This window comes from Paenibacillus eucommiae (assembly GCF_017874215.1).
GTDB lineage: Bacteria > Bacillota > Bacilli > Paenibacillales > NBRC-103111 > Paenibacillus_AI > Paenibacillus_AI eucommiae.
Genome location: NZ_JAGGLB010000002.1, coordinates 632,146 through 652,165, shown reverse-complemented (window position 1 = coordinate 652,165; position 20,020 = coordinate 632,146). Strand labels below are relative to the sequence as shown.

General features: G+C 45.6%; 16 protein-coding genes. 9 read left to right on the top strand and 7 right to left on the bottom strand.

Annotated elements, in window-relative coordinates:
* Positions 1 to 533: 533 nt before the first annotated feature.
* A complete protein-coding gene (locus J2Z66_RS05270; protein WP_209970339.1) occupies positions 534 to 2,633 on the top strand; it encodes an RNA degradosome polyphosphate kinase in 2,100 nt (699 codons plus the stop codon).
* Here J2Z66_RS05270 and ppx read toward each other — a convergent pair.
* The gene (ppx, locus tag J2Z66_RS05265) at positions 2,593 to 4,128 is read right to left on the bottom strand and encodes an exopolyphosphatase (RefSeq protein WP_209970294.1); all 1,536 of its coding nucleotides are present in this window, start codon (positions 4,126 to 4,128) and stop codon (positions 2,593 to 2,595) included. The two genes, J2Z66_RS05270 and ppx, sit on opposite strands and share 41 nt — an antisense overlap.
* Before the next feature lie 257 nt (positions 4,129 to 4,385).
* On the opposite strand from ppx, the gene citZ reads away from it, so the two are divergent.
* The 4 genes from citZ (at position 4,386) to J2Z66_RS05245 (ending at position 8,496) form a co-directional block, all read left to right on the top strand.
* The gene (gene citZ / locus J2Z66_RS05260) at positions 4,386 to 5,498 is read left to right on the top strand and encodes a citrate synthase (protein ID WP_209970293.1); all 1,113 of its coding nucleotides are present in this window, start codon (positions 4,386 to 4,388) and stop codon (positions 5,496 to 5,498) included.
* A gap of 169 nt (positions 5,499 to 5,667) precedes the next feature.
* The gene (icd, locus tag J2Z66_RS05255; protein ID WP_209970292.1) at positions 5,668 to 6,966 is read left to right on the top strand and encodes an NADP-dependent isocitrate dehydrogenase; all 1,299 of its coding nucleotides are present in this window, start codon (positions 5,668 to 5,670) and stop codon (positions 6,964 to 6,966) included.
* A 26-nt stretch (positions 6,967 to 6,992) separates the two neighbouring features.
* A complete protein-coding gene (gene mdh, locus J2Z66_RS05250) occupies positions 6,993 to 7,934 on the top strand; it encodes a malate dehydrogenase (protein ID WP_209970291.1) in 942 nt (313 codons plus the stop codon).
* Positions 7,935 to 8,067: 133 nt separating this feature from the next.
* Positions 8,068 to 8,496: a hypothetical protein gene (locus tag J2Z66_RS05245; RefSeq protein WP_209970290.1), complete on the top strand. Its 429-nt coding sequence runs from the start codon at positions 8,068 to 8,070 to the stop codon at positions 8,494 to 8,496.
* Positions 8,497 to 8,521: 25 nt separating this feature from the next.
* Here the strand turns inward: J2Z66_RS05245 and yfbR are convergent, their stop codons facing one another.
* Both yfbR and J2Z66_RS05235 read right to left on the bottom strand, forming a co-directional pair.
* Positions 8,522 to 9,112 (bottom strand): 5'-deoxynucleotidase, encoded by a 591-nt coding sequence (yfbR, locus tag J2Z66_RS05240; protein ID WP_209970289.1) that lies wholly within the window; start codon positions 9,110 to 9,112, stop codon positions 8,522 to 8,524.
* A 12-nt stretch (positions 9,113 to 9,124) separates the two neighbouring features.
* A complete protein-coding gene (locus tag J2Z66_RS05235) occupies positions 9,125 to 10,003 on the bottom strand; it encodes a polysaccharide deacetylase family protein (RefSeq protein ID WP_209970288.1) in 879 nt (292 codons plus the stop codon).
* Between the two features lie 135 nt (positions 10,004 to 10,138).
* On the opposite strand from J2Z66_RS05235, the gene J2Z66_RS05230 reads away from it, so the two are divergent.
* From J2Z66_RS05230 to J2Z66_RS05220, 3 genes are all read left to right on the top strand, one after another.
* Positions 10,139 to 11,680 carry a fumarate hydratase gene (locus J2Z66_RS05230; protein ID WP_209970287.1) on the top strand — a complete coding sequence of 514 codons (1,542 nt, stop codon included), beginning with the start codon at positions 10,139 to 10,141 and terminating at the stop codon, positions 11,678 to 11,680.
* Positions 11,681 to 11,856: 176 nt separating this feature from the next.
* A complete protein-coding gene (gene pnpS, locus J2Z66_RS05225; RefSeq protein WP_209970286.1) occupies positions 11,857 to 13,650 on the top strand; it encodes a two-component system histidine kinase PnpS in 1,794 nt (597 codons plus the stop codon).
* Between the two features lie 115 nt (positions 13,651 to 13,765).
* Entirely contained in the window at positions 13,766 to 14,482 is a 717-nt protein-coding gene (locus tag J2Z66_RS05220; protein ID WP_209970285.1) for a response regulator transcription factor, read from the top strand.
* Positions 14,483 to 14,637: 155 nt separating this feature from the next.
* Here the strand turns inward: J2Z66_RS05220 and J2Z66_RS05215 are convergent, their stop codons facing one another.
* Entirely contained in the window at positions 14,638 to 15,507 is an 870-nt protein-coding gene (locus J2Z66_RS05215) for a helix-turn-helix domain-containing protein (RefSeq protein WP_209970284.1), read from the bottom strand.
* Between the two features lie 194 nt (positions 15,508 to 15,701).
* Between J2Z66_RS05215 and J2Z66_RS05210 the strand changes: the two genes are divergently transcribed.
* Complete coding sequence (locus J2Z66_RS05210) at positions 15,702 to 16,787, top strand: Gfo/Idh/MocA family protein (protein WP_209970283.1); 1,086 nt, start codon at positions 15,702 to 15,704, stop codon at positions 16,785 to 16,787.
* 79 nt (positions 16,788 to 16,866) lie between these two features.
* Here J2Z66_RS05210 and cydS read toward each other — a convergent pair whose 3' ends face one another.
* Genes cydS through J2Z66_RS05200 form a run of 3 tightly spaced genes read right to left on the bottom strand, consistent with a single transcriptional unit; the run spans position 16,867 to position 19,373 of the window.
* Positions 16,867 to 16,986, bottom strand: coding sequence for a cytochrome bd oxidase small subunit CydS family protein (gene cydS, locus J2Z66_RS43985; protein WP_376774361.1), 120 nt, complete (start codon positions 16,984 to 16,986; stop codon positions 16,867 to 16,869).
* Between the two features lie 18 nt (positions 16,987 to 17,004).
* Positions 17,005 to 18,033, bottom strand: a complete 1,029-nt coding sequence (locus J2Z66_RS05205; RefSeq protein ID WP_209970282.1) for a cytochrome d ubiquinol oxidase subunit II — start codon at positions 18,031 to 18,033, stop codon at positions 17,005 to 17,007.
* On the bottom strand, positions 18,030 to 19,373 hold the full coding sequence (locus J2Z66_RS05200; RefSeq protein WP_209970281.1) for a cytochrome ubiquinol oxidase subunit I: 1,344 nt from the start codon (positions 19,371 to 19,373) through the stop codon (positions 18,030 to 18,032). The genes J2Z66_RS05205 and J2Z66_RS05200 overlap by 4 nt, the downstream gene beginning before the upstream one ends.
* Positions 19,374 to 20,020: the final 647 nt, after the last annotated feature.

Sequence of the window (20,020 nt, the reverse complement as noted above, 5' to 3'; positions counted from 1 at the left end):
AAACAGAGTATGTTTATGCGCATAGCGAACCCCAACGAATGATTGTAAGGTAAGGGAATTTTAAATGTATATTCCAATTAATGGATAATACACACGTCATTCGAGAGAGTAATGCTTTTTTTGCCAAAATAAATGTAAAAATATTCAATTAATATAACATACTCCTAAATATCTGAACCGGATTTTCCCATATCCATTATTTGTAAATCGATGTGAGCTTTAATGCATGCTTAATGTGAAAAACATCGTTAAGTAGCAGATCCTTCTCAGCTGCGATGGCTGGCTCGGGGCCGCGGCGGGTGCTATTCAACCCCAGCGGCTTTGACCGCTAGGAAGACGGAAGAGCGATAGCATTCGCATCAGATATGTGAATATGATAATGATAGAGGAAATGAAATTAGAGGAGAAATTTACAAAATCTTAATATTTCAAAATCATTCCTCAGATTGTCGTCCCCTGAAGGGCATAGTACAATAAGAGTGTGAGTATTGTCTTGTCGCAAATTGGATAAACTTGGAGGCATTATGAGCATAATGAGAGAATCAGGAGTTAAGGAAATTTCGTCCTCCTCAATTTATTTGAATCGCGATTTGAGCTGGATTGAATTTAATCGAAGGGTGCTGGAAGAAGCGCAGGACCCAAGTACCCCGCTATTGGAGCGCATTAAATTCCTTTCCATTGTGTCTAGCAATCTGGATGAGTTTATGAGCGTTCGTGTTGCGGGTCTTAAGGACCAGGTAAAGGCCGGGTATAATAAAAATGACTTTTCAGGCTATACCCCTGCAGGGCTGATCAAACGAATTATGAAACGGATTGGCAAAATGGTCGGTGAGCAGTATAAATCCTACCGCGAAGTGAATCGGCAGCTTGTTAAGGAAGGGATCGTTTTTGCAGACTATGAAGAGCTGAATGCGACCCAGAAAAAAGCGATGGATGCCTATTACCACGATATTATTTTTCCGGTTCTTACACCCATGGCGGTAGATCAAAGCCGTCCTTTTCCGCTTGTACATAATCAATCGGTTTATTTGGCTGTAGTGCTTACTATGGAAGGCGAGGATCCGAGTGAGGAGCCTTACTTTGCTATCGTTCAGGTGCCTAACAATTTGAACCGGTTTATTTCGCTCCCATTTCGGCCTAACAGCAAGAAGCGGGAATTTATACTTATTGAAGAACTGATCGAGCATCACATCCAGTCGCTTTTTAGCGGCTATACGCCTATAGCGGTTCACGCCTTCCGTTTAACCCGCAATGCCGATCTGACCTTGAATGAAGAAGGTGCGGAGGATTTGCTGGAGGAAATCGAGAAGGAGCTGCATCGCCGGCGCTGGGGTGTGCCTGTACGTTTGGAGGTTCAGGATGGCATGCATCCCTATGCCCTTATGCTGCTTCAGGATGAGTTCGAAATTCTTGATGATGTTTTTGTTATTGATGGGCCTCTTGATCTTACTTATTTTATGAAAATGGCCGGGAGCTTGCAAGGATTCGAGCATTTGCGCTATCCGAAAATTGAACCCAAATACGCCCGTGAGTTCGAGAGCACGACGGATTATTTCACCTTGCTTGAGAAACGCGACGTCCTGGTTCATCATCCTTATGAATCTTTTGATGCCGTAACAGATTTCGTTATCCACTCAGCAGACGATCCGCAGGTGCTCGCGATCAAGATGACGCTTTACCGGGTAAGCGGTAAATCTCCCATCATTCAAGCACTTGCGAGGGCCGCGGAGTCAGGCAAGCAGGTTACGGTAGTCGTTGAGCTTAAAGCACGTTTTGATGAAGAGCGCAACATAGCTTGGGCAAGAATGCTGGAGAAGTCTGGCTGCCATGTCGTATATGGCTTAGTAGGATTGAAGACACATGCCAAAATTACACTTGTCGTCCGTCAGGAGCAGGATACACTTAAACGCTATGTACACGTTGGAACTGGGAATTACAATGACAGTACTGCCCGCCTGTATACAGACGTGGGATTGTTTACGGCCAATAATATCATCGGTGAGGATGCATCTGTCCTGTTCAATGAGATCACTGGTTATTCAGCTCCGCATGATTGGCAGGCATTTGCCGTAGCTCCAACGGGGCTTAAGGATAAGCTGTTCGAGCTGTTCAAGCGTGAGACTGAGCATGCAAGAGCGGGACGGCCTGCCTATATCATCGCTAAGATGAATTCACTCTCTAACCAAGAAATGGTGGATGCCCTTTACGAGGCTTCTCAAGCCGGAGTGAAAATTGATTTGATTATCCGCGGCGTATGCTGCTTGCGTCCTGGAGTAGCAGGGCTTAGTGAGAATATTACTGTGCGGAGCATTGTGGATCGATTTCTGGAGCATTCACGGATTTATTATTTCGAGAACGGCGGGGATGCTGAGTTTTATTTATCGAGCGCGGATTGGATGACGAGAAATTTGACCCGCCGTATCGAATTGATGTGCCCGGTTCTGGATCAGAAACTAAAAACAACGATGATGGAAATTTTGGGCTTTAGTCTGAAAGACAACGTAAAAGCACGTAAATTAATGTCCAACGGGATGTATGAGCGCATACAAAATGAACTGCCTCCTTTCCGGAGCCAGTTCCAGGCCATGACGATTAATTCGTGGAAGCAGCTTCAGTTTGAAGATGAAGCTTGAGCTTCCAAAGCTTAAGAAATTCCTTCTTGAGGCTTTCTGCTTCGCGCAGCTCCAGAAGGGGCTGATCGCTGCAGATCAGCGAAAGCTGAAGGCTGTTATCTTGGATCACTGCTTTCATTTCTTTAACCAGCTGCGTTTCGCTGCGGTCCATAGCAATGGCCATTTGCATCAGCACACCTAATTGGATAATTGCCAATTCGTCGGAATCAGCCAAAATGTCTTTGTGCAAAAGCATCATTTGGTGGTTCCGGCTTCTTGTTTTGTAGGAAGCGACGAGGGAGATTAGCAAAATTTCTCGGTGCGAAAATCCATCAATTCTTGCTTGAGCAATTAAATATTGGGTATGCTTACTGTATTGATAATAGCTTACACTAACACCGATCCGGTAGAGGAGACAAGCGGCATGGAGGTACTCTCTGTGCCTTGAATCCAGCCCTAAATGCCCTTCAAGTGCGGTGTACAGCAGCATGGCGAGCTTATCTACCTGGCGTACATGAGGGATTGAAGCATTCGGGTGAAGCCAGAGCAGGTTCTGAATGCTGGACTCCAATACATCTTCCAGCTCAGGCTGCGAAGGGTGTATCGTCTCATAGAGCAGACCGTCCCGCAAGCCTGAACCGCTGACGATACAAGCTGACGAACGCGCTGTTTGGAACAGCGTATGCAGGATCGTTAATCCAGGCAAAATAATGTCAGCGCGATCTTTGGACAAGCCTTCCACCTTTTTGCGCTTCTCAACAGGCATGGAGGAGAGCAGCTTAATATAATACTCGAGCTCCTCATTATACAGTACGTAATTGTGAGCGAGCTGGAGCGAATAACGAAGCCGTTTCTGACTCATTTTGGCCAGGTTACGCACCGTTCCGCCTAGACCAATGAGCGGAAGTCCGGAAGCTTCGCTAATCCAGGGCTGTGTGGCCAGTGCCTGCTCAACCATTTGCCGTAAGTCAGCGAGACCAGCCTCGGAAATGGTGCCGTTCTTTGAGAATTGCCGGGTCGTATTTACCGCTCCGAAAGGAAAGGAAATGCTGTGCTTCAGCTTGCGATTTAGGAATAAGGTGACTTCGGTGCTGCCACCTCCGATATCAACTATAATGCCGTCCTTCATATCAATAGTATTAATAACACCCAGAAAGCCAAATCTTGCTTCTTCTGAACCGCTCAGCACCTCTATCGTTAGACCTGTTTCCTGTTCCAATAGCTCCTTGATTTCAGCAGAATTGGCCGCGTTGCGGATTGCAGCTGTGGCTACTGCCCGTAGAGCGCGAACCTCGTGATTTTTACAAAGCTGGGAGAAATGAGTTAAAATTGGAATGATGGATCTGATATCTCCCTGATGAAGCATGCCGTCCGTTCCGATCCGTTCGCTAAGGCGCGCCGATTCTTTATATTCGCTAATTACTCTGTGTGCCGCCTCGGAAGTCTGCTCATAAACGACGAGACGAATCGAATTGGATCCGATGTCTATAATTCCGATACGGGTGCTGATGCTCATTTTTGGACTCGCTCCTTCGTCATGTGTTGACTATTTTCGTGATTTCCATTGTATCAAGAGCAGCGGATACATTCAAATAAAAACGGATATGATGCGAAATTTATGCAAATTCGGTCAAAAAGAATCTTTATGGTAGTGATAATGAAGTTTTATGTCTTCTTTCCTTCACTTACTAAGTGAAATCATTTATTATTAATGTAGGAAGGAAGTATTTCGAGGAAGACTTTTGTTTAATTCAAGAACCAAGGAGTGATTTTATGACCGCAACTAAAGGATTGGAAGGCATTGTCGCCACCACCTCATCGATCAGCTCCATTGTAGATGGAGTTCTAACTTATCGTGGAATTGATATTGATGACCTAGCTGTTAACGCATCGTTTGAAGAAGTCGTTTATTTGCTCTGGTTCGGCAAGCTGCCGACACAATCCGAGCTGGAGAAGCTGCAGGCAGATTTAAATGCTAACAGTGAGGTTCCGGCAGGCGTGATTGAGCAATTGAAGCTTTATCCTAAAAACACAAACTCTATGGCAGCTCTTCGCACAGCCGTTTCCAGTTTGGCGCTATATGATACGGAAGCAAACGAAATGAGCCGCGAAGCTAATGTCCTTAAGGCCATCAAACTGCAAGCCAAGATTCCTGCCGTTATTGCTGCTTATGCCCGCATTCGTGAAGGCAAGGAACCGTTAGCTTCCAAAGGCTATCCATCGCTTGCTGCTAATTTCTTGTATCAACTGACTGGCAACGAGCCAGACAAGGTTGCGATCGAAGCTCTCGACAAAGCACTTGTGCTGCATGCTGACCATGAGCTGAATGCATCCACTTTTGCTGCCCGTGTTACCGTTGCTACGCTATCTGATATCTATTCAGGCGTTACATCCGCTATCGGTGCCCTTAAGGGTCCTTTACATGGAGGCGCGAACGAAGCTGTTATGGCTATGCTTGAAGAGATTGGAACTTTAGATAACGTAGAGCTATCTATTAATGATAAGCTTCAGCGCAAAGAAAAAATCATGGGCTTTGGTCACCGTGTTTACAAAAACGGGGATCCTCGCGCTAAGCATCTGCAAAAGATGTCACGTGAGCTTGGAAAAATTACAGGCAACATGAATTGGTATGATATGTCCATTAAGATCGAGGATATGGTTACCGGCCAAAAGGGACTTAAGCCTAACGTAGATTTCTATTCGGCTTCTGTATACACTTCGCTGGAAATTCCGCGCGATCTTTTCACACCTATCTTTGCCATCAGCAGAGCATCAGGATGGACAGCTCATATTCTGGAGCAATACGAGAACAACCGCCTGATTCGTCCACGTGCTGAATACACAGGGCTTGAGAATCAAAAGTATATTCCGATTAGCCAGCGTTAATTCCACGATTTAAGCTCAAACTTAAGGTGCGGGCTGTTCGGCTATCTTCTCAGGGAGCGTTTTTTATCGCTTTCCCTTTGTGGGTATGGCCGCTGCTCCCGTCGCTTTTTGTGTGTCTAACTGCATGTAAATGAAATCTAGTAGTACACTATAAGGAGGAACATAGAAAATGGCAAAATTTGAATCCTATGCATTACCAACTGAGGGCGAGTCAATTACTATAGAAAACGGAAACCTGAAGGTTCCTAACAACCCAATCATTCCTTTCATTGAAGGCGACGGGACAGGCCCTGACATTTGGGCAGCTTCCAAGCGCGTTCTGGACGCTGCTGTTGAGAAAGCTTATAATGGCGAGAAGAAAATTGCCTGGTACGAAGTTTACGCTGGCGAGAAAGCTTTTAACAAATACAACAGCTGGCTTCCAGCAGATACCTTAACAGCAATTCGTGAATATTTCGTAGCTATCAAAGGACCATTGACGACTCCAGTAGGCGGCGGTATCCGTTCCCTGAACGTGGCACTTCGTCAAGAGTTGGATTTGTATGTTTGCTCGCGTCCGGTTCGTTATTTCTCAGGCGTACCTTCCCCGGTTAAACGTCCTGAGCTGGTGGACATGGTTATTTTCCGTGAAAATACAGAAGATATTTATGCTGGCATCGAGTGGGAAGCCGGTTCAGCAGAAGTGAAAAAGGTAATTGAGTTTCTGCAAAATGAAATGGGCGTTAACAAAATCCGTTTCCCGGAAACTTCCGGTATCGGTGTTAAGCCGGTTTCGTCAGATGGCTCCAAGCGCTTGATTCGTTCTGCTATCGATTATGCCCTTAAGCATGGCCGCAAAACATTAACCCTTGTACATAAAGGGAACATTATGAAGTACACTGAAGGTGCTTTTAAAAACTGGGGCTATGAGCTTGCTGAAGAAGAGTATGGCGACAAAACCTTTACTTGGGCACAATATGATAAAATTAAAGAAGCAGAAGGTCTGGATGCTGCCAATAAAGCTCAAAAAGACGCTGAAGCTGAAGGCAAGCTGATCGTGAAGGACGCTATTGCGGATATCGCATTGCAGCAAGTATTGACCCGTCCTACAGATTTTGATGTTATTGCAACATTGAACCTGAATGGTGACTATTTATCTGATGCACTTGCGGCTCAAGTAGGTGGTATCGGTATTGCTCCAGGAGCTAATATTAACTACATTACTGGACATGCAATTTTTGAAGCTACTCATGGCACGGCTCCTAAATACGCAGGCTTAGATGTAGTGAACCCAGGTTCCGTAATCCTTTCCGGCGTTATGATGTTTGAACATTTAGGTTGGTTGGAAGCTGCTGAGCTTGTTTATAAAGGCTTGGAAACATCCATTAACAACAAAACCGTTACTTATGACTTCGCCCGTCTGATGGATGGCGCCAAGGAAATCAAATGCTCGGAATTCGCTGACCAAGTTATTGCAAATATGGGCTAAACCCAATTCACTAGGAGGAACAATCCATGGCAATCCGACGTAATAAGATTACTATCGTAGGTGCTGGCTTCACAGGCGCTACGACTGCACTTATGCTCGCGCAAAAAGAGCTGGGAGATGTAGTTCTGCTAGACATTCCACAGCTGGAAAACCCGACTAAAGGTAAAGCTCTGGACATGCTGGAAGCAAGTCCCGTACAGGGCTTTGACAGTAATATTGTTGGTACTTCCAATTACGAAGATGCTGCAGGCTCCGATATCGTCATCATTACCGCTGGAATTGCCCGTAAGCCTGGTATGAGCCGTGATGATTTGGTTAATACCAATGCTGGAATTGTTAAATCCGTTTGTGAAAATGTTAAAAAGTATGCTCCTGAATCGATCGTAATTATTCTTAGCAACCCGGTTGACGCTATGACCTATGTAGCCTACCAAGCACTTGGTTTCCCTAAAAACCGTGTTATTGGCCAATCGGGAGTTCTGGATACTGCCCGTTATTGCACATTTATCTCGCAAGAGCTGAATGTTTCTGTTGAAGATGTTCGCGGCGTCGTTATTGGTGGACATGGCGACGATATGGTTCCTCTTGTCCGTTATACTTACGCTGGTGGTGTTCCAATCGAGAAGCTGATCCCGGCTGACCGCATTGAAGCTATCGTCCAACGTACACGTACAGGTGGCGGAGAGATCGTGAATCTGCTAGGTAACGGCAGTGCTTACTATGCGCCTGCTGCTTCATTAGTGCAAATGACAGAAGCGATTCTGAAAGACAAGAAACGCATTATTCCTACAATTGCCCTGCTTGAAGGCGAGTATGGTTATGACAACTTGTTCATGGGTGTGCTGACTGTACTAGGTGCTAACGGCATTGAGAAGATTCTTGACATTGAATTGACTGCTGATGAGAAGGCAGCTTTGGATAAAACTGCTGATTCCGTAAGGAATGTAATCAAGGTTGTTGCCGGTTAATTCCTTCTGATTGAACCAAAAGGGAGTACGGACCTTCGATTTGAGGTCCATACTCCCTTTTTCTTGTTCTTCTCCGCTGAATTCGGTTATACTAAAAGTAAACCATTACATAGACGACAAAAGGAGGCTTTATATGTACAGCATTATGATTTTTATCCATGTTATTAGCGCAGTGCTAATGGGATCTTATCTTGTGTTCCCGTTTCTTGCAGGGCGTGCCGCGGCTCTCACCGGCCAGGAGCAGGCTAGCTATACGGGCTTACTAATTACTTTAAACCGGGTTGGCCAATTTTCCCTGATTGTAGCCTTTATTACAGGTGGAGCGATGATTTCCAAGGTGGATGTATCCGTGATTTGGATGATAGTAGCCATCGTCTTGCTAATTGCTATTGGAGCCACTACTGGAATTATGGGGTCCAACTTAAAGAGATTGATTGTTGCCAACAAAGAAGTAAGCACAACATCCGTTGCTGCCTCCAAGGTGCAAACTTTAAGCTGGGTTTCCGGTATTATTCTTCTTGTTATCCTTTATGTGATGACACATCCTATGCTGTTCAGCTAAAAAGTAGTATCCTTACATAAGCTTTTTATTCAGTTAGTTCATCTAGCGTTTTCTCCAGGCTGGGAGCCAAATGGTTCAGGAAGTAAGTCACTTCGGGCATGTCCATTGCATGAATGGACTGCTCGATTTGTTTTTTGGCTGTGCCGAATTCACGATTGCCAGCGGAAAGCTCGGTCAAGCATTTGAGGTAAGCGTCCAGGAGGTCAGCTGCTTTGACGAAACGCCGAAGCTCGGAAGAGCTCTCTTTGTCGTTAATGAGCGGCTTATAGATGCTCTGGAGCTCCTCTGGGATCATCTGAAACAGTTTGTCCGCGGCAACTTCCTCGATTTTGCGAAAGCTGGATAAAATATCTGAGTTTTGATGCTTGACTGGCGTTGGTATATCTCCTGTGAACACTTCGGTCACATCGTGGAACAGGGCAAGCGAAACAGCTTCATTGGTTTGTACAGACTTGTGAAATATCTCGTTAGCAATGGTACAGAGCACATGGGTCAGAATAGCTACGTGGTAGGAGTGCTCGGCCACATTTTCCTTGACCACATTGCGCATCAGGCTCCAGCGCTCAATGTAGCGAAGCCGGTATATATACGCAAAAAAATCGCTGGTACTGTTCATGGTTGGATCTCCTTACTTCTCCTTATTTGGTCGTGCTACGATACGTCGCTGAATATCACGATGCAGCAGCTCAGGGGTTATGTTGGGATTACCAGCGTTGATCCGTGGAATCCTCAAAGGGTCTGAACTGCGGGTTGCCATCTTAGGAATGATTGTGAAAGCATAATCGATTCCTGCTTCATGGACAAGCTTGCTAGCTTGTTTGTTTGTAATCCCGAATGGATAGGCAAGGGAGTCTATCGGCTTTTCACCAAGCACAGAGAGCTTGTCTCTGCAGGTGGTGATATCCTGAAGGATGCGCTGGTTGTAGGCTTCATCTGTTTCTGTTAAGCCATCTTTTTCGATATGTCCGACTATCTTGGCTTTTCCATTTGGCAGCTTGTCGTGAAGTGAATCCGTGTGGCACTGCGCATCAATGCTGCTCTCAGCATCGTGTGTCATCTCTGAAATCTGCTCGTTCGTCATGTAAGGGATGTAAGTGGCTAAAGGATTAGCCAAGGTTCCTGTAATTACGAAGTTGACGGCAGGGATTTGTCTGCTTTTGAGCAGGGGATATGCACTTGTATAAAAGCTCTGGTAGCCATCGTCAAAGGTTATTAGCACGGCATTGGCCGGGACGCTGGCACCTTGCATAAATTGCTTGAACTCGGTAAGAGAGATGAATTGATAACCTCTTTCAGTAAGCTCTTTCAACTGGTTGTCAAACAGCGCGGTGGTGATCGTGCCAGAGCTTTTGTCCTGGTCATGGATATGGTGGTACATGAGGACGGCAACCTGATCCTGGTAGTAAATCTTTGTGTCCGTGCGGCTTGCCTGCAAAGGTGAGAGAATCACGCTAATACCGATGATAGCGAGCAGAAGCGAGATGCCGAGAGATTTAAACTTAAACATGTGATTGTAACTCCTTATTTCTGTAGTAAGTTTGATGTTCGATGTTCAAGACGCATATGTTATAATGGTGCTATGTGATTATTTTTATTTATGTAATGAATTGAATGTGATGAACAGAGAGGGGCTTTTATTTTTATGCAGCATTTTCAAAAAAGTGTCTATGATCTAATCGTGGAAACGTCCACTAATTTACCTGCTGATGTTAGACGTACGATACAGGCGGCCAAGGAGCTGGAGGATCAGGGAACGAGATCAGCCCTATCACTGTCGACGATTGCTAATAATATTCATATGGCAGAAACGAACGTATCTCCGATTTGTCAGGATACCGGTATGCCTACATTTATTATACACTGTCCTGTCGGGGCAAACCAAATCATTATGAAAAAGCAAATTCGCGAAGCCGTTGCCCAAGCTACTAAAGATAGCAAGCTGCGGACGAATTCGGTAGATTCCTTGACTGGGGCGAACACAGGAGATAATTTGGGGCCAGGGACGCCAGTTATTCATTTTGAACAATGGGAACGGGACGATATTGAGGTAAAGCTGATTCTCAAGGGTGGCGGCTGTGAGAACAAAAATATTCAATACAGCCTGCCGGCTGAACTTGAGGGAATTGGTAAAGCTGGAAGAGATCTGGATGGTATCCGCAAATGCATCATGCATGCGATCTATCAAGCGCAAGGTCAAGGCTGCAGCGCTGGCTTCATTGGCGTAGGTATTGGTGGTGACCGCACCAGTGGATATGAGCTGGCGAAGCACCAACTGTTCCGTCATGTAGATGACGTGAATCCTATCGATGAGCTGCGCAAGCTTGAGGAATATGTGATGGCACATGCCAACACACTGGGAATTGGAACTATGGGCTTTGGTGGCCAGGTGACTTTGTTAGGCTGTAAGGTTGGAGTTGCCAATCGTTTGCCTGCAAGCTTCTTTGTCTCTGTTGCCTACAACTGCTGGGCTTATCGCCGGCAGGGGGTTGTTCTTGATGCGGTTGAAGGAAAGATTCAAAGCTGGGTCTATGAAACAGGGACGGCCGTACCGATGGAGCTGGAGGAAGAAGCAGCTGAGGGGGCGGCAGATCAGGCGGAGCGGCGTGAGATTATTCTGAATACGCCAATTTCAGAGGAGCAAATCCGCAGCCTGCGGGTTGGTGACATTGTTGTTATTAATGGGATGATGCACACTGGCCGGGATGCCCTGCATAAATATTTGATGGATCACGATACTCCGGTAGATTTGAACGGTGCTGCGTTGTATCACTGCGGACCGGTAATGAGCAAGGATGAGAACGGGGAGTGGCATGTTAAAGCTGCCGGACCAACGACGAGCATTCGCGAGGAGCCGTATCAAGGCGATATTATTAAAAAATTCGGCATTCGCGCTGTAATTGGCAAGGGTGGAATGGGCGCGAAAACCTTGAAGGCGCTCCAAGAGCATGGTGGAGTGTACCTGAATGCCATCGGCGGGGCTGCGCAATATTATGCTAAATGCTTCAAGAAGGTAGATGGCGTTGATTTTATCGAATTCGGTGTGCCGGAAGCGATGTGGCATTTGCAAACGGAGGGCTTCGCGGCGATTGTTACGATGGATGCTCATGGCAACAGCCTGCATGCTGAGGTAGAGAAGGATTCTCTGCAAAAGCTTACCGAGCTGAAGGAACCCGTATTTAAGTAAGCTTAAGCTTTACAAAAAAATAACTGGCTTCTGTTCAAAAGAAAGGGTTACTATATGGAGTAACCCTTTTTGAATGTTTAAGTTCCCAGGTCTTATGGTGGAGGAGCTATTTTTACTATTTTTAGGACGGCGAAAGGCAATTGTACCAACCAACGTGGATGGATGGAGGAATGTGAATGAACAAATTCCGTGTAAAGCTAACCCTGATTCTGATGCTGCTTATCGGCTGCTCGATGCTGACATCAGGTGTTTTCATGGCCAAGCTGCTGGAGGATTCACATATTGATGTCATTAAGGATAATATGGAGCGCGAGCTTAAGGTGATTGAGGCTACAGGTGATTGGAAGCGTGAAGAAAGCGAAGCTCTCCTTATAGACTACTACAATGCTCAAGCCCAAAAAATCAAACAGTACACGGATGCACGACTTACTTTCATTCGCGCTGACGGCAAGGTGCTTGGAGATTCCGATCAAAGCGCCGAACAAATGGATAACCATTTAAGTCGTCCAGAAATTCAAGAAGCGAAGCAGGAAGGCAGAGGGTTTGTTACCCGCTACAGTGGCACGCTCAAAGAGAATATGCTGTATGCGGCAATTCCGGTGAAGGACGGAGACGTTATCACGGGATATTTGCGCATGGCAATCAGTCTGGAGCAGGTGGATGCAGCTGTTAGTAAGCTGTGGTTTTTCCTGATCATTGGACTGGCTGTTCTGTTTATTATTGCCGGCTATGTAAGCTATCGGATTGCCAGAGGCATCACACGCCCGATTGAGAAAATAACAAGAGTAGCCAAGCAGATTACGAATATGAACTATAAGGCTAGGGTGCATAACCGGGACAAGGATGAGGTCGGGCAGCTTGGAGCCGCGATTAATCTGATGGCTGACAGCCTGCAGCTGCAGATGAACCGGATTTTGGAGAATGAAGGCAGATTGAAAGGTGTTCTTGAAAATATGGTGAGCGGCGTGCTCATGATTGACCGGGACGAACAGATTGTACTGCTGAATCCTTCAGCTGAAGAGATTATCGGTTTCTCCTCTGATGAATTGCTGGGCAAAAAATATGATGAAGCGAAGCAGCAGTATGAGTTTACCCAGCTGATTAAGGAATGTATTGATTCACGGGAGCATATCCGCGATGAAATGATTTTCTATTATCCGGCTGAGCGGATTCTGGAGATTAACCTGAGCCCCATCTCGCAGGAAGGCGAGGAATGGTCGGGCGTGCTTATTGTGCTGCATGATATTACGGCGGTCCGCAGGCTGGAGCGTATGCGCAGCGAGTTCGTTGCGAATGTTTCACATGAGCTGAAGACGCCGATTGCTGCGGTGAAGGGCTTTGCTGAAACGCTGCTGGCTGGAGCGCTTGATGATAAGGCGACGGCGAAGTCATTTTTGCAAATTATTTTTGATGAGAGTGAGCGGCTAAACCGCCTGATAGGAGACATACTGGAGCTTTCGAAGATGGAATCGAAGCGGATTCCGCTGCATTTCTCTCCGGTTCATATGGCTGAGTTTGTTGAGAAGTCGCTGCATATGATGAGCAAAGAGGCAGAAAAGAAAAACATAGAACTTATCATGGAAGTGGAGTCCGATATTTACCTGGAGGCCGATGAGGATCGGTTACGGCAAATTTTTATCAATTTACTTTCGAACGGGATTAATTATACGCAGGAAAGCGGTAAGGTCAGGGTTCGGATCGAGCCCTTCGCAATCAATCCGGATGGAGACTATGAGCGGCTCAAAATCATCGTGTCCGATACCGGTATGGGGATACCGAAGAAGGATTTGCCACGCGTTTTTGAACGCTTCTACAGGGTGGATAAAGCACGCTCGCGGAGCTCTGGCGGGACAGGGCTAGGGTTATCTATTGTAAAGCATTTAGTTGAGTTGCATAAAGGGACCATCCGTGTGGAGAGTGAAGTTGGCATTGGCACAAAATTTACAATTGATTTGCCTGTTATTCACTAATTGACACGTAATCCTGAACTATTTACAAAATAAAAACAAAATCTTTACATTCTCTTTACAATTCGGTGGTATCCTAATACTGTATATCTATTATTCTGTTTAATCGGGGGATCTCATGACACAAAAAATATTGGTTATAGAAGACGAACCCACGCTGGCCAGACTGCTCTCCTACAACCTGTCCCAGGAAGGTTACGATACGAAAGTAATTGATCATGGCGGCGATGGGCTGCAGGAAGCGCTGCAGGTGGCCTATGATTTGCTTATTCTGGATATTATGCTTCCAGGATTGAGCGGGTTTGAAATTCTTAGTAAGCTCAGGCAAAAAGGGAATAAAACGCCTGTGATTATTCTTACAGCGCGCAATGCAGAGGAAGAGGTCGTTCTTGGGCTTAAGCATGGTGCAGATGATTATATTACCAAGCCTTTTGGCGTAGCGGAGCTTCTGGCCAGAGTATCAGCGGTGCTTAGAAGAACGCAGTCAGACGAGGCCGCTTTGGATAAGCAGAAGAGCTTGGAGAAGGTTATACACGCTGGTGACCTGCAAATTTATCCGGAAAAATACGAAGTCAGCTTAAACGGGGATTCGATTCCGCTGCGGCCTAAGGAATTTGAAGTACTGCTGTATCTTGTTCAGCGGCCCGGTGTCGTAGTGACCAGGGATGATCTGATGAATATCGTTTGGGGCTTTGATTACATCGGCGGACAGAGGACGGTAGATGTCCACGTGAGCTCGCTCCGCAAGAAGCTGGAAATGAATCAACAATCCGTGCAAATAGATTCCATTCGTGGTGTAGGCTATAAGCTGGTCACGCGTGTTTTGAAGAAGTAGAAGTGTGTGCTGGTTGCATCAAGTGTAGAATATATATATGCCTTGAATAAGCCTAGATTTACTGGTTTACATAGGCTTGCACATCAAAGAGCGTCAGGATTAGTCCTGGCGCTCTTTGAAGCATCTTGAAGCATCTTGAAGCATCCTAATGCATCTTAATGCACCCAATCAAGCATCTTTTTGCGGAATACATGGGGGGAGCAGTGGTTAAATTTTTTGAAGGTTTTATAGAAATGGGCCATATTTGGCATGCCTACTGCTTCTCCAACCTCAGCGACGCTGATGTTTTGGGTCAGTAGGATTTTTTCCGCTTTTTTTATTTTTTTGAAATTAACATAGTCCATAAAAGAAATTCCGAGTACTTTTTTGAAATATTTCACAAAATAGTAATAGCTGATATTCACAGCCTTGCTCGCTTCCTCGACGCCAACCCGTGTGTGCAAGTTCTGCTCGATATATTCGAACACAGGCTTGAGGCGGATGTAGTCCGCGTGATCCTTGCTGCTTAGCACATGACGGGAATCGTTGCGGAGCAGAGTCAGCAGGATTTGCTTGATAAGAATGCTGATGGCAATTTCATAGCCCTCTTCCTTTGCGGTCCATTCTGCAAAAATCGTTTTTACGCAGCGGACAACCTCTATCCGGGCAGCGGCATTCTCCAGAAGAATGTAGTTTAGCTTACTTAAAGACAACGCAGGGTCAGCAAAATAACGTAAATAAGGAATAATATTTTGGTCAAAATAGTGCTCGAGGTCAAACTGAAAAACAATATATTTAAGCTCCTTATCCTCCCAGGAACGGTCGCGATGCAGCTCGGAAGAGCCAATCAACACGACATCTTCAGGCATCAGGTGAAGGAGCTCATCCTCGATGTAGACGTCTAATTCTCCTTCCAGCACAAGGAGCATTTCCAATTCCTTATGATAATGCCATGTCGTCATATGATCATGCTTACGCCATGCATGGAAAATTTTTATAGACAAAAAAGGGTTTTCATAATCGATTTTTTCATTAAAGAATTCCATAGCTGCTTCCTCCGAATGGCTAAATCGCATATAAGTAGCGCCAGATCTGGCATATTTTTTTGAGCATATTTTGTCTATACTTATTGTAGTGTTTGTGACTGTATAAGAAAAGGAATTATTTCATATTTTCTGCAGAGACTGACGCATGCATACCGAAAAAAATGAATCTGCAGCTACTCCAGGGAGGAATACTAATGTCAAAATCGTTTCGAATTGCTATTATCGGTTGTGGTGGAATTGCTAATGGAAAGCATATGCCAAGCCTGGACAAGCTGACTAATGTACAAATGGTCGCTTTTTGCGATATTGTTGTTGAAAAAGCACAGGAAGCCGCTGACAAGTACGGAAAAGGTGAAAAGAAGGTTTATGAAAACTACAGAGATGTTTTGAATGATAGCTCTATCGATATTGTTCATGTATGTACACCCAATGATTCACACGCCGAAATTACGATTGCTGCATTAGAAGCCGGGAAGCATGTTATGTGTGAAAAGCCTATGGCCAAAACGGCCGCTGATGCACGCCGCATGGTAGAAGTGGCTAAACGCACAGGCAAGAAGCTGACCATTGGTTATAACAATCGTTTTCGTGCTGACAGCCAGTATTTGCATGAGGTTTGTTCGCAAGGAGATCTGGGTGAAATTTATTATGCTAAAGCCCACGCGGTTCGCCGCCGCGCTGTTCCTACCTGGGGAGTTTTTCTGGATGAAGACAAGCAAGGCGGGGGACCCCTTATCGATATTGGCACACATGCGCTCGATTTAACACTGTGGATGATGAATAATTATAAGCCCAAAGTCGTTCTAGGCACTTCCTATCACAAGCTGTCGCAGCGTGAGAATGCAGCTAATGCATGGGGTCCTTGGGATCCGGCCAAATTCACTGTCGAAGATTCGGCATTTGGCATGATCACTATGGAGAATGGTGCAACGATTATACTTGAATCCAGCTGGGCTCTGAATACGCTTGAAGTGGAAGAAGCTAAATGTACGCTTTCCGGTACTGAAGGCGGAGCTGATATGAAGAATGGTCTTCGTATCAATGGAGAGAAGAACAGCCGTCTGTTTACAACGGAAGTTGAGCTTAATTCCGGTGGTGTAGCTTTCTACGAGGGCGCGAGCGATAGTGCTCCGGATCTGGAAATGAGACTTTGGATTCAAGCGATTGAGAACGATACAGAACCGGTGGTTACACCTGAGCAAGCTTGTGTCGTTTCGGAAATTCTGGAAGCTATTTATGAATCGTCCAGAACCGGCAAGGCAGTTTACATGAACGAATAGTTGAAATTATCATAAAAAAGATTGTAGTCAACCCTCGCTCAGGCAGATGAAGTGATCTTCTTAATTGATCCTTACCTCATCAGCCTGACGGGGGATTTTCGTTATTGTCTGTACTGCTTTTTGTAAACCAAATAAAGAGGAACAGTATGGATAGAACAACGAGTAAGGGCGGCGCAACCATGAGCAAATAGAAATCCATTTTTTCCATTTTTCAGCATCATCCTTTTTTCTTGGGGGCATGTCCTTGCACATAACTGGTATTAAACAGGAACAACCGCATGATCAGGGCAAGCGACGGAATAAGCAAGCACAAGCCGGCAATAAAGGCAATGATCAATGATAAAGCCATGGCTTCGCTGGTGAAATTTTGATATAAGGTGATGTAGGGGTAAAGGATGTAAGGCAGGTGTGAGGCTCCATATCCGAAAAAGGCGAAAGCAAACTGCAGCATCACGAAGATGAAAGCCCAGCCATATCCCGTGCGCTTCCACACAAGGTAAAAGGCTGCCAGGAAGCAAAGGAAGGAAACGACGAACATCCAGGATAAATCAAGCATCGCTTGGTAGTGCTGGGGATTGTGGTTTCTTATCGCGAAGAATACTAACAAGCTGCACAGGATCGTAGGCGGGCTCCAGCCTAATGCGTAGCTTCTAACAACGTTAAGCGCACCATGGTCCTGGGCTTTAGCAGCATAATAAGTAAGGAACATGGCCGAGATGTACAGCACACTGACCAGAGCCAGCAGAACGACTGCCCAAGAATAGGGACTGGTGAAAAGCTCCCGGAAGAGGAAAACCACTTTACCTTCCTTCTCAATGACAAAGCCGCCTTCAGAAATCGTTAAAACCGTAGATAGAGAAGCAGGAATCAGGAGGCCGCTGGCACCATACAGGAACGTATAGATTCGGTTTTGTTTTTCCCCATAAGTGCCGAATGCATAGTAGGAGCCGCGGATGGCAAGCAGAATAATCGCAATACTGCCAGGGACCAGGAGAGCAGTTCCATAATAATACGCCGTATCCGGAAAGAAACCAATGATCCCCACAAAGAAAAAGACAAGAAATACATTCGTCACTTCCCATACAGGATTGAGATACCGGTCGATCATATTTTGGATAAGATGCCGTTTGCCTGTGGCGTGGGAGTAATAGCTGAAAAAACCGGCTCCAAAATCAATGGAAGCTACAATTAAATAGCCATAAAGGAAAATCCAGAGCACTGTGATTCCAATGAGTTCATAGCTCATTTCGCTTTTCCTCCTTCTATTCCTTTTGCCAGCAGTTCCTCCTGAAGGTCATTGCCTCTGAAAATTTTACCAAGAACCTTAATAACAGTCAGCCCAATCACTAAATAAAGGAGGCAAAACAACACTAGCATGAGATCTACATGGGTGGAAGTAGTAGCGCCCTCGGCAGTTTTCATATAGCCTCTAAGAATCCATGGCTGCCTGCCTACCTCCGCATAAACCCAGCCGCTCTCAATGCCAAGCACAGCAAGGGGACCCGACCAGACAATCAATCTTACTATCCATCTTGGATAATGACGGTTTTGATATTTGCGTGCCATCCAGAAATAAAGCAATGACAGAAGTGGAAGCAAAATGCCAATTGTGACCATCAAATCGAAAATATAATGAACCAGCAGAGGCGGGCGTTCATCTATTGGAGTTTCATTTAATCCCTGAACCTCGGCGTTAGGGTTAGCGTGAGCCAATATGCTTAGTGCAAAGGGAATTTTTAAGCCGTACTTAATCTCGTTGTCTGCAGTCAGTATGCCTCCAATCACAAGTGGTGCTTTGCCTGCTGTTTCGAAATGCCATTCCGCGGCGGCCAGCTTCTCTGGCTGATATTTGGCGAGGAATTTGCCGGATAAGTCACCGACCAAAATGGTCGTGACCGAAAAAACGAGCGCAGCCGTCATGGTCAGCTTAAGTGCTTTGCGGTGATAAAGCTGAACCCGGTTTTTCAGCAAAGAGGCAGCAGCGATGGCAGCCAAAATAAAAGCGCATGTCATATAAGCCGAAACCAGCACATGTGCAACCTTGGTAGGCGTAGCCGGATTGAACATCGCAGCAATCGGCTGCAAATCGGTAATGACACCATCCTGCAGCTTAAAGCCCTGCGGGGTGTTCATAAACGCGTTAACCGTTGTGATAAAAAAGGCCGAGGCTGAAGAGCCAAGCACGACGGGGATTAGCAGCAGAAAATGTGTCCACTTTTTTTTGAAGCGGTCCCATGTGTATAAGTAGATGCCAAGAAAAATGGCTTCAAAAAAGAATGCGAAGGTTTCCAGGAACAGCGGAAGCGCAATAGCCTGACCGGCGATTCGCATAAAGCTTGGCCACAGCAGGCTCAGCTGCAGACCGATCGCGGTCCCCGTCACCACGCCGACGGCAACCGTGATGACGAAGCCTCGGGTCCACCGGCGGGCGAGCAGCAAGTAGTAAGGATCATTCCGCTTGATGCCTGTCCATTCGGCCAAGGCGACCATAACAGGCACACCGACTCCAATTGTGGCAAAAATAATGTGAAAGCCGAGCGTCAGCTCCGTCAGCATGCGGCTATAAAGAACAGGATCATATGACATCGAAAAGCGCCCCTTTGCTCAAAAGCCAAGATGGTGAAATGGTGATTTGATGAAATGATGAAATGATGAAATGATGAATGGTTTAATTCATGTATATAATGTTTGCAATAAAGTTCCTAATTAACCAAATATCTACTCAAAGAAAGCAGCATGATCGCAGCAACGGTGAAGCATAGGAGAATCAGCTTTTTTTCTTGTTTTTTGAATTTGTCCACTGTGTATCGTCTCCCGTCATGCGAGGTTAATGACCTTTAAATGCATATAAATGTACCGTAGCTAACCATAGCTAACCATAGCTAACCATAGTTATACTTGCATTAGTATTTTACATATATTGAGACATAATCATTCACTGGATGATTTGTCTATGCTAGTATCCGTAATCAGTATGAAGATAAAGGGGGAGGACAAGAAAAAACGCCTTGCGGCGCCCTTTGATCATGGTTTATTGGAAAGTATAAGTTTTGGGTGATGCCTGGAGTGAAAAATTCCCGATTACACAGTGCAGCTTTACAGTGAAAAAGTAGACGGTGTGATCCTTCATCCTTCGAGGAGATCAGAAAGGAAGCTCAGATTTCCTATCGCCACTATCCCTTTCTCTCAGGAAAGCAACTTCTGCAGGCAGTCTGTTTGATCGTGACACGTTC

Excerpts from the sequence above, each read along its gene's own strand:
- J2Z66_RS05245 (WP_209970290.1), top strand. The coding sequence starts at position 8,068 with ATGTACAGCATTATGATTTTTATCCATGTTATTAGCGCAGTGCTAATG.
- ppx (WP_209970294.1), bottom strand. The coding sequence starts at position 4,128 with ATGAGCATCAGCACCCGTATCGGAATTATAGACATCGGATCCAATTCG.
- icd (WP_209970292.1), top strand. The coding sequence starts at position 5,668 with ATGGCAAAATTTGAATCCTATGCATTACCAACTGAGGGCGAGTCAATT.
- J2Z66_RS05200 (WP_209970281.1), bottom strand. The coding sequence starts at position 19,373 with ATGTCATATGATCCTGTTCTTTATAGCCGCATGCTGACGGAGCTGACG.
- yfbR (WP_209970289.1), bottom strand. The coding sequence starts at position 9,112 with ATGAACAGTACCAGCGATTTTTTTGCGTATATATACCGGCTTCGCTAC.
- J2Z66_RS05270 (WP_209970339.1), top strand. The coding sequence starts at position 534 with ATGAGAGAATCAGGAGTTAAGGAAATTTCGTCCTCCTCAATTTATTTG.
- J2Z66_RS05210 (WP_209970283.1), top strand. The coding sequence starts at position 15,702 with ATGTCAAAATCGTTTCGAATTGCTATTATCGGTTGTGGTGGAATTGCT.
- pnpS (WP_209970286.1), top strand. The coding sequence starts at position 11,857 with ATGAACAAATTCCGTGTAAAGCTAACCCTGATTCTGATGCTGCTTATC.
- J2Z66_RS05230 (WP_209970287.1), top strand. The coding sequence starts at position 10,139 with ATGCAGCATTTTCAAAAAAGTGTCTATGATCTAATCGTGGAAACGTCC.
- J2Z66_RS05215 (WP_209970284.1), bottom strand. The coding sequence starts at position 15,507 with ATGGAATTCTTTAATGAAAAAATCGATTATGAAAACCCTTTTTTGTCT.
- J2Z66_RS05220 (WP_209970285.1), top strand. The coding sequence starts at position 13,766 with ATGACACAAAAAATATTGGTTATAGAAGACGAACCCACGCTGGCCAGA.
- mdh (WP_209970291.1), top strand. The coding sequence starts at position 6,993 with ATGGCAATCCGACGTAATAAGATTACTATCGTAGGTGCTGGCTTCACA.
- J2Z66_RS05235 (WP_209970288.1), bottom strand. The coding sequence starts at position 10,003 with ATGTTTAAGTTTAAATCTCTCGGCATCTCGCTTCTGCTCGCTATCATC.
- citZ (WP_209970293.1), top strand. The coding sequence starts at position 4,386 with ATGACCGCAACTAAAGGATTGGAAGGCATTGTCGCCACCACCTCATCG.
- J2Z66_RS05205 (WP_209970282.1), bottom strand. The coding sequence starts at position 18,033 with ATGAGCTATGAACTCATTGGAATCACAGTGCTCTGGATTTTCCTTTAT.
- cydS (WP_376774361.1), bottom strand. The coding sequence starts at position 16,986 with ATGGATTTCTATTTGCTCATGGTTGCGCCGCCCTTACTCGTTGTTCTA.